At 65.9% G+C, this 8,656-nt stretch carries 8 protein-coding genes and 1 pseudogene; 4 read left to right on the forward strand and 5 right to left on the reverse strand.

The features are described from left to right. Nucleotides 1-101: 101 nt before the first annotated feature. Nucleotides 102-371 carry a 30S ribosomal protein S20 gene (rpsT, locus tag ML342_RS08580; protein WP_240126617.1) on the forward strand — a complete coding sequence of 90 codons (270 nt, stop codon included), beginning with the start codon at nt 102-104 and terminating at the stop codon, nt 369-371. Between the two features lie 80 nt (nt 372-451). Here the strand turns inward: rpsT and obgE are convergent, their stop codons facing one another. From obgE to rplU, 3 genes are all read right to left on the reverse strand, one after another. Next, nucleotides 452-1,555, reverse strand: a complete 1,104-nt coding sequence (obgE, locus tag ML342_RS08585; RefSeq protein WP_240126618.1) for a GTPase ObgE — start codon at nt 1,553-1,555, stop codon at nt 452-454. A 117-nt stretch (nt 1,556-1,672) separates the two neighbouring features. Continuing rightward, complete coding sequence (gene rpmA / locus ML342_RS08590) at nt 1,673-1,933, reverse strand: 50S ribosomal protein L27 (protein ID WP_240126619.1); 261 nt, start codon at nt 1,931-1,933, stop codon at nt 1,673-1,675. A gap of 12 nt (nt 1,934-1,945) precedes the next feature. Then, nucleotides 1,946-2,266 carry a 50S ribosomal protein L21 gene (rplU, locus tag ML342_RS08595; RefSeq protein ID WP_240126620.1) on the reverse strand — a complete coding sequence of 107 codons (321 nt, stop codon included), beginning with the start codon at nt 2,264-2,266 and terminating at the stop codon, nt 1,946-1,948. A gap of 232 nt (nt 2,267-2,498) precedes the next feature. Between rplU and uvrA the strand changes: the two are divergent. The 3 genes and pseudogenes from uvrA to ML342_RS08610 form a co-directional block, all read left to right on the forward strand. Then, a pseudogene (gene uvrA, locus ML342_RS08600) lies at nt 2,499-5,384 on the forward strand (excinuclease ABC subunit UvrA); the annotation flags it as partial. A 2-nt stretch (nt 5,385-5,386) separates the two neighbouring features. Then, nucleotides 5,387-5,800, forward strand: coding sequence for an acyl-CoA thioesterase (locus ML342_RS08605; RefSeq protein WP_240126621.1), 414 nt, complete (start codon nt 5,387-5,389; stop codon nt 5,798-5,800). Between the two features lie 36 nt (nt 5,801-5,836). Next, the gene (locus tag ML342_RS08610; RefSeq protein ID WP_240126622.1) at nt 5,837-6,595 is read left to right on the forward strand and encodes an enoyl-CoA hydratase/isomerase family protein; all 759 of its coding nucleotides are present in this window, start codon (nt 5,837-5,839) and stop codon (nt 6,593-6,595) included. Nucleotides 6,596-6,757: 162 nt separating this feature from the next. Here ML342_RS08610 and ML342_RS08615 read toward each other — a convergent pair whose 3' ends face one another. Then, nucleotides 6,758-7,198 (reverse strand): hypothetical protein, encoded by a 441-nt coding sequence (locus ML342_RS08615; protein ID WP_240126623.1) that lies wholly within the window; start codon nt 7,196-7,198, stop codon nt 6,758-6,760. Beyond that, nucleotides 7,164-8,450, reverse strand: coding sequence for an RHS repeat-associated core domain-containing protein (locus ML342_RS08620; RefSeq protein ID WP_240126624.1), 1,287 nt, complete (start codon nt 8,448-8,450; stop codon nt 7,164-7,166). Before ML342_RS08620 ends, ML342_RS08615 begins: the two co-directional genes overlap by 35 nt. Nucleotides 8,451-8,656 lie beyond the last annotated feature (206 nt).

The following is an 8,656-nucleotide window of genomic DNA, read 5'->3' on the forward strand; positions in this document are numbered from 1 at the left end:
TTGCTCATAATCGGCGGTCTTTCCGAATCCTTCGTTGGCCGGCCATTGTGCCAGTCAGCGAACCCAGTAGCCAAAACTCCAGACTTTTTCAGGATTTTCCCGTGGCCAACATCAAGTCCGCCAAGAAGCGCGCCAAGCAGACCATCGTGCGCAACGCCCGCAACGTGGCTCAGCGTTCGCAGCTGCGCACCGCCATCAAGAAAGTGATCAAGGCGATCAATGCCAACGACGTCTCCGCCGCCCGCGAGGCTTTCGCCGTGGCGCAGCCGCTGCTGGATCGCTTCGCCGCCCGTGGACTGATCCACAAGAACAAGGCCGCGCGCCACAAGTCGCGCCTGACCGCGCGCATCAAGGCCCTGCAAACCGCCTGAGAACGGCGATTGCCGGCGTCCTCAAACCCCGCACACAGCGGGGTTTTTTGCGTTTCTGGCCAGCTGACCGCAGCCCACGCTCAGGCGTCGGAGTTCCCGCCGCCCTCGCCAGCCAACGCACCACCTTCCCGCTCCGCCGCTTCGGCCTGCTCCTCACGCAGGCGATCGAAGAAGGCCTGCGCCGCCAGCATGATCGGCCAGGTGCCCTCGCGCCCGATCGCCGAGACCAAAAACCACGGCGCGGTCCAGCCCAACTCGGCCACGATCGCCTCCGCTGCGGCGCGCGCCTCGTCCTCGAACATCAGGTCGGCCTTGTTCAGCACCAGCCAGCGCGGCTTCTCCAGCAGCGCCGGGTCGAACTTGCGCAGCTCGCGCTCGATCGCGCGCACCTGCTCGACCGGCGAAGGCATGTGCTCGCCGCCGCCCAGCGCGTCCATCGGAGAGATGTCCACCAGATGCAGCAGCAGGCGGGTGCGCTGGATGTGGCGCAGGAACAGGCTGCCCAGCCCGGCCCCGTCGGCCGCGCCTTCGATCAGACCGGGGATGTCGGCGATCACGAAGCTGCGGCCCGGCTCCACGCTGACCACGCCGAGGTTCGGATACAGCGTGGTGAACGGATAGTCCGCCACCTTCGGGGTGGCCGCCGACACCGCGCGCACGAAGGTGGACTTGCCGGCATTGGGAAACCCGAGCAGGCCCACGTCGGCCAGCAGCTTCAGTTCTAGCCGCAGGGTTCGGCTTTCGCCCTCGCCCCCTGGTGTGGCCTTGCGCGGGGCGCGGTTGACCGAGCTCTTGAAGTGCATGTTGCCGAGCCCCCCCTTGCCGCCCTTGGCCACCAGCAGGCGCTGACCGTGCACCGTGAGGTCACCGATGATTTCGTCGGTCTCGACGTTGTGCACCACGGTGCCGACCGGAACCGTGATGACCAGATCCGCGCCGGCCTTGCCATACATCTGCCGGCCCATGCCGTTCTCACCGCGCTGGGCCTTGAACTTGGTCTGGTGGCGGAAGTCGACCAGGGTGTTGAGGTTCTCGTCGGCCTGCAGCCAAACGTCGCCGCCATCGCCGCCATCGCCGCCGTCCGGGCCGCCGAGCGGGATGAACTTCTCGCGGCGGAAGCTCACGCACCCGTTGCCGCCATTGCCCGCGGTGACCGTGATTTCAGCTTCGTCGACCAGTTTCATGCGGAGATTGTGCCGTGTCGGTGGGGATTCGGCGAAGCAGCGCCTCGCCCGTAAACTTGCCCGTAAACGAAAAGCCCCGCCAGGGCGGGGCTTCACGCGATCCTGCGCCGGTGCGCTTTACTGCGCGCTGACGACGCTGACCGTGCGCCGCTTCTTCGGGCCCTTGGTGGAGAACTCCACGATGCCATCGACCAGCGCAAACAGGGTGTGGTCGCGTCCCAGGCCGACCCCGGTCCCCGGGTGGAACTGGGTGCCGCGCTGGCGGACGATGATGTTGCCGGCAGCGACGGCCTGACCGCCGTACAGCTTCACGCCCAGGTACTTCGGATTCGAGTCGCGGCCGTTGCGGGTCGAACCACCAGCCTTTTTGTGTGCCATGACTGCGTCTCCTTACTTCTTGTCGCCACCGGAGATGCCGGTGATCTGGATTTCGGTGTAGTGCTGCCGGTGCCCCATCTGCTTGCGATGGTGCTTGCGGCGACGGAACTTGACGATGCGAATCTTCTCGGCGCGGCCGTGGCCGACGACCTTGGCGGTGACGGTGGCGCCCTTCAGCGCGTCGCCCAGCGTGATGCCATTGGCGTCGCCCAGCATCAGGACGTTGTCCAGGGTGATCTCGCTGCCGGGTTCGGCTTCGAGCTTCTCGACGCGGAGCGTTTCGCCCTGCATCACGCGGTATTGCTTACCGCCGGTGACCAGTACTGCGTACATGTTCGTATCTCTCGGTTCTGTAGTTCTTCTATGGATGCCGCGCCGCAAGTCGCGCCGGGCCTGCCTGCCATTCCGGCAGACAGAGGCGGAATGGTAGCCGATTCATGCAGTTAGGGTCAATCTGCGGCGGCGGCGAGCCGCCGGCTGCGGTTTGCCCTGACCCCGGAGGCTCGCTAGGCTTACGGATTGGCCGGCGCAGGCCGGCCTCTCCCCCACCCGGCAGGACATCACGATGGCCCTGGACTACATCCGTATCCGCGGCGCACGGACGCACAACCTCAAGAACATCGACCTCGACCTGCCGCGCGACAAGCTGATCGTGATCACCGGCCTGTCCGGTTCCGGCAAATCGTCGCTGGCGTTCGACACCATCTACGCCGAAGGCCAGCGCCGCTACGTGGAATCGCTCTCCGCCTACGCGCGGCAGTTCCTGAGCGTGATGGACAAGCCCGACCTCGACCACATCGAGGGCCTGTCCCCGGCGATCTCGATCGAGCAGAAATCCACCAGCCACAACCCGCGTTCGACGGTCGGCACCATCACCGAGATCCACGACTACCTGCGCCTGCTGTACGCACGCGTCGGCACGCCGCGCTGCCCGGACCACGGCTTTCCGCTGGAAGCGCAGACCGTCAGCCAGATGGTGGACCAGGTGCTGGCGATGGAGGCCGACCCGGCGCTGGCCGAGCAACGCTGGATGCTGCTGGCGCCGGTGGTGCGCGAGCGCAAGGGCGAGCATGCGCAGGTGTTCGAGCAGCTGCGCGCGCAGGGCTATGTGCGGGTGCGGGTGGACGGCGTGCTGCACGAGATCGACGCGGTGCCGCCGCTGGCACCGCGAGTGAAGCACACCATCGAGGCGGTGATCGACCGCTTCCGCCCGCGCGCCGATATCCGCCAGCGCCTGGCCGAATCGTTCGAGACCGCACTCAAGCTGGGCGACGGCATCGCCATCGTGCAGTCGATGGACGACGCCGAGCGCGCTCCGCTGCTGTTCTCCTCGCGCTATGCCTGCCCGGTGTGCGACTACTCGCTGCCGGAACTCGAGCCGCGGTTGTTCTCGTTCAACTCACCGATCGGCGCCTGTCCGACCTGCGACGGCCTCGGGGTGGCGCAGTTCTTCGACCCCGCCAAGGTGGTGGCGCACCCGGAGCTGTCGCTCGCAGCCGGAGCGATGCGCGGCTGGGACCGCCGCAACAGCTACTACTTTTCGATGATCGCCTCGCTGGCGCGGCATTACGGCTTCGACGTGGATACTCCGTGGCAGCAGCTGCCGGCGCGCATCCGCGAGATCCTCCTGAACGGCAGCGGCAGCGAGGAGATCAACCTCACCTACATCGGCGAAACCGGCCGCCGGGTGCAGCGCCGGCATCCGTTCGAGGGCATCCTGCCGAACCTGGAACGCCGCTACCGCGAGACCGAGAGCGCCGCGGTGCGCGAGGAGCTGGCCAAGTACATCAGCGAGCGCCCTTGCCCCGAGTGCGGCGGCGCGCGTCTGAATCGGCAGGCGCGCAACGTGTTCGTGGCCGACCGCCCGCTGCACGAGATCGCGGTGCTGCCGATCGATGCCTGCCTGGATTTCTTCGAACACCTCTCGCTCCCGGGCTGGCGTGGTGAGATCGCCACCAAGATCGTGAAGGAGATCCGCGAACGGCTGGGCTTTCTGGTGGATGTCGGACTGGACTACCTGAGCCTGGACCGGCAGGCGGATACGCTCTCCGGCGGCGAGGCCCAGCGCATCCGCCTGGCGAGCCAGATCGGCGCCGGCCTGGTCGGCGTGATGTACGTGCTGGACGAGCCCTCGATCGGCCTGCACCAGCGCGACAACGAGCGCCTGCTGGCGACCCTGACCCGCCTGCGCGATCTCGGCAACACGGTGATCGTGGTCGAGCACGACGAGGATGCGATCCGGCTGGCCGACCACATCGTGGACATTGGCCCCGGTGCCGGCGTGCACGGCGGCGAGGTGGTGGCACAGGGCAGCCTGTCCGATATTCTGCAGGCGCCGCGCTCGCTGACCGGACAATACCTGTCGGGCAAGCGTCGGATCGAAGTCCCGGCGCACCGCCATGCGCCAAACCGCAAACACATGCTGCGCGTGCTGGGCGCGCGCGGCAACAACCTCAAAGACGTGGACCTGGAGATCCCGGCCGGGTTGCTGACCTGCGTCACCGGCGTCTCCGGCTCCGGCAAGTCCACCCTGATCAACGACACCCTGTACGCGCTGGCCGCCAACGAGATCAACGGCGCCGCGCTTACGCCGGCACCTTACCGCGAGGTCCGGGGACTGGATCTGTTCGACAAGGTGGTGGACATCGACCAGTCGCCGATCGGGCGCACGCCGCGCTCCAACCCGGCCACCTATACCGGGCTGTTCACCCCGCTGCGCGAGCTGTTCGCGCAGGTGCCGGAAGCGCGCGCGCGCGGCTATTCGCCGGGCCGCTTCAGCTTCAACGTGCGCGGCGGCCGCTGCGAGGCCTGCCAGGGCGACGGCCTGATCAAAGTGGAGATGCACTTCCTGCCCGACGTGTACGTGCCCTGCGACGTCTGCCAGGGCAAGCGCTACAACCGCGAGACGCTGGAGATCCTGTACAAGGGCCACAGCATCCACGACGTGCTGGAAATGACGGTCGAAGACGCGCTGGAGCTATTCGCGCCGGTGCCGGCGATCGCGCGCAAGCTGGAAACCCTGGTGGACGTGGGCCTGAGCTACATCAAGCTGGGCCAGAGCGCGACCACCCTGTCCGGCGGTGAGGCGCAGCGGGTGAAGCTGTCCAAGGAGCTCAGCCGGCGCGACACCGGGCGCACCCTGTACATCCTGGACGAGCCCACCACCGGCCTGCACTTCCATGACATCGAGGCGCTTTTGACGGTATTGCACCGGCTGCGCGACGACGGCAACACGGTGGTGGTGATCGAGCACAACCTGGACGTGATCAAGACCGCGGACTGGATCATCGACCTCGGCCCGGAGGGCGGCCACCGCGGTGGCCAGATCATCGCTACCGGCACACCGGAAGAAGTCGCCGCCAATCCGGCCTCGCACACCGGCCGCTTTCTTGCACCTTTGCTCGAACGCGATCGGGCAAGCTCGACCGCCCGTCCCCGCAAGAAGGCTTCGCCATGACCGCACCGCACGCCCCGTTCCGCACCCCAGTCGCGCTGCGCTGGAGCGATCTGGACGCGTTCAACCACGTCAACAACGCGCGCTATCTCACCTTCCTGGAGCAGGCGCGCATCGAGTGGCTGGAAGGCATCGGCGATGCCTGGGTCACCGACGAGGCCGGGCCGGTGGTGGCATCGGCTACGCTGAACTTCAAGGCGCCGATCGGCTATCCGGCCAATGTCTTCGTGGAGCTGTTCGTGGACAAGCTGGGCACCAGCAGCGTGGTGATTGGCCATCGCATCGTCGCGGCAGACGGCACCCTGCACTGCGACGGCCAGGTCGTGGTGGTGTGGATCGACCGCCGCAGCGGGCGCCCGACGCCGTTGCCCGACGGCGTGCGCCGCGCCGCCGAAACCCTGCGCCCGGCCTGATCCCGCGCGCCTTCCGCCACTTGCCTGGAGCCCGCCATGTCCCTGATCAACCACCACATCCATGACGACATCCACGAACTGCAGCTGGCGCGGCCACCGGTCAACGCGCTGGACCCGGCGCTGTGCCTGGCGCTGGCGCATGCGGTGGAACACGCGCTGGCGCAGGGCGCGCGCGGGATCGTGCTCAGCGGCGGGCCCAAGGTGTTCTCGGCCGGGTTGGACGTGCCCTACCTGCTGTCGCTGGGAGACGACCAGGACGCCCTGCTGCAGGCGTGGTCTGCGTTCTTCAAAGCCGCACGCACCCTGGCGTCCTGCCCGGTGCCGGTGGTGGCGGCGATGGCCGGCCACGCCCCGGCCGGCGGCTGCGTGCTGGCACTGTGCTGCGACTACCGCATCCTGGCGGAAGGCCCGTACCGGATCGGCCTGAACGAAACCCAGGTCGGCCTGGTCGCGCCGGAAGGCATCCAGGCCCTGCTGGCGCGCGTGGTCGGCGCGCACCGCGCCGAACGCCTGCTGGTGGAAGGCGCCATGCCGGAGGCCTCGGAAGCCCTTCGAATCGGGCTGGTGGACGAACTTGCCGATATCGACGAAGTCCCGGCGCGCGCACGCGCCTGGCTGCGAGGGCTGCTGCAGCTACCGTCGATGCCAATGCGCGAAACCCGCGCGATCGCCCGCCGCGAGGTCGTGGCGGCACTGGCCCCGGAACGCATCGACCTGGAGCGCTTCGTCCAGCAGTGGAGCCACCCGGACACCCAGGCCGCGCTGCGCGCGATGCTGGCGCGGATCGGCAAGTAGGTCGGCGTTCACCGGACTGGCCGATGCCCGATCTGCCTGCTGCAAAAGTCGACTCTGAGCCGGGTTTTTCCGGAACACCTCGCGCCGGTCTGCTTGCGCTGGCCCAGCGTTTCGGCGTCACCGAACGTCAACTGCATGGCCCGTCATCCCGGAAGTGTTGCGTTATTGTCGCCGACTGCGGGGGAGTTGTTCAGAGCCTCCCTTATTCCAGTAACCGTTGCTTTTAGGCAAAGTAAACTTCACGGTCGCTTTTCCCCAAGCATATTTGCCCACACAACTCTTCGGTGAGCACTTCATGGAGAAATTGACAGTACTCCCATCGTCAAGACGAAGAGAGAACAGAAAAAGTCCTGCGCTTTCCTTCACTCTGGCAAGGTGAAGCTCATTAATGCCATCCTCGGCTATTTGCACAGACGCGACCAGACCTCCATCTACGGGAACAAGCGCCACCTCAAGGCCATTTAGGTCACCGCTTTCCTCGTTGTATGCCAGCGTCGAATAGGTGCCGATGCCACCGCCGGTGGCTGCACATGCAGCTACCGGGAACAGCAGCAGCGCAGACAACGCGTTATGAACCACACGTGCAGCCATCAGCGGAGCCATCAACGAAATCCTTCTGAGCTTGTTTGATCAGAGCCGAGCGATTACCCGGATCTTGGTAAAAATGCGGACGATCAGGGGTGCGGAAATTACCTCCCCAGCTCAGGCCTGCCGCTGTTGCGTTCTGAAGCACAGTTGATCGCTGAGCGCTCGTCAAACCATTTGCCCAATTGATATCTATTGCCCACCCAGCTTCATGCAAGCTATTTCCTGGCTTGGCCGGAGTGATGGCACCAGCACCCAGATTGGCTTGATCCGCCGTCGTTCTGAATGTTCGGTTGATCTGCACATTGATTCTCGCCGCCTGATTCAACTCCAACCACTTGGCAACTGCTGGATAAAACTTGTCATCCAAGTAGGGGCGTGCATTTGGCCCAGTATTGGGAAGCTTCACGCGACAGAGCTTCAAGCCGAAGAGATCAACAAACGAAATCGGATTCCCCCCAACATAGGCATACGTATTCACCCCGCCCGCCAGCCCGATCGGGTCGGACTGCAGGTAGCGGCCCAGGCCCGCGTCGTACTCGCGGTAGCCGTTGTGCCACAGGCCGGATTCGGCATCGTGGTACTGCCCCGGGAAGCCGAGGTTCAGCCCGCCGATGGTGTCGAGAGTGACGCCGCGGTCGAACGCCCGGTTGGCCGCCTTCCACACCACCTGTTGGCCGGCATTCGTCGCCAGCTGCGGCCGGCCCAGGTGGTCGGGGTGCAGGAAGTAGAGTTGGTCATTGCGCACCAGCGCCACCGGCTCGCCGCCGCGGTAGACATAGCTCGTCCATTGCCCGTCGGTGTATTCGGCCAGCAACTGGTTGAAGCCAGCGTACACATACCGGCTCTGGTGGCCAGCATTGCGCTTGCCCATCCGCTGGTCCAGGGCGTTCACCGTGTAGGTCGTGGTCATGTCCTGCGCCGTGTGGCTGGCCAGGCGGCCGAAGGGATCATACGCCAGGGTGTGCGGGATGCCCGCGGCATCGGCGTACGCGGTGACATTGCCGGTGGCATCGTACGTGAACCCGCGGCTCACCCCGCCCGTGGCCGCCTGCAGCAGCCGGTTGCCGCTGGCGGCGTAGGCGTAGCCCGTCGTGCTCGCCGGCAGGGTATTCCCCAGACTCACCCGGTTGCCCACCGCGTCGTATCCGTAGCTGGCCACGTTCCCGCCCGCGTGTTCCGACCGCACCAGCCGCGACAGCGCGTCGTACTGGTACTGCTGCGTCTGCGCCGCATCCACACCATCGGTGATCGCGGTGATCCGGTCCAAAGCCATGGTGCAGGAGCTTTCTGCTTACGGTCAGGAAGTGAACCTGACCCCGATATAGAAAGCTCTACTCCTCAGATGTTTGGGATTAGGGAAGGTCTGAACAACCCGCCCTGACGCCTCGATCTCGGTCTCCCAAGGCAGATTTTTGCCTCGAATGCCGTTCCAATGCCCTGTATACGCGCCGTTTCCGGCGCTTTCAGGCGGGT

The organism is Thermomonas alba (assembly GCF_022419205.1).
GTDB classification, from domain to species: Bacteria; Pseudomonadota; Gammaproteobacteria; order Xanthomonadales; family Xanthomonadaceae; genus Thermomonas; species Thermomonas alba.

What these genes read in the sequence shown, in the direction of transcription:
- ML342_RS08610 (WP_240126622.1), top strand. Translation starts at nt 5,837, where the DNA reads ATGTCCCTGATCAACCACCACATCCATGACGACATCCACGAACTGCAG.
- rpmA (WP_240126619.1), bottom strand. Translation starts at nt 1,933, where the DNA reads ATGGCACACAAAAAGGCTGGTGGTTCGACCCGCAACGGCCGCGACTCG.
- ML342_RS08615 (WP_240126623.1), bottom strand. Translation starts at nt 7,198, where the DNA reads ATGGCTCCGCTGATGGCTGCACGTGTGGTTCATAACGCGTTGTCTGCG.
- obgE (WP_240126618.1), bottom strand. Translation starts at nt 1,555, where the DNA reads ATGAAACTGGTCGACGAAGCTGAAATCACGGTCACCGCGGGCAATGGC.
- rplU (WP_240126620.1), bottom strand. Translation starts at nt 2,266, where the DNA reads ATGTACGCAGTACTGGTCACCGGCGGTAAGCAATACCGCGTGATGCAG.
- ML342_RS08605 (WP_240126621.1), top strand. Translation starts at nt 5,387, where the DNA reads ATGACCGCACCGCACGCCCCGTTCCGCACCCCAGTCGCGCTGCGCTGG.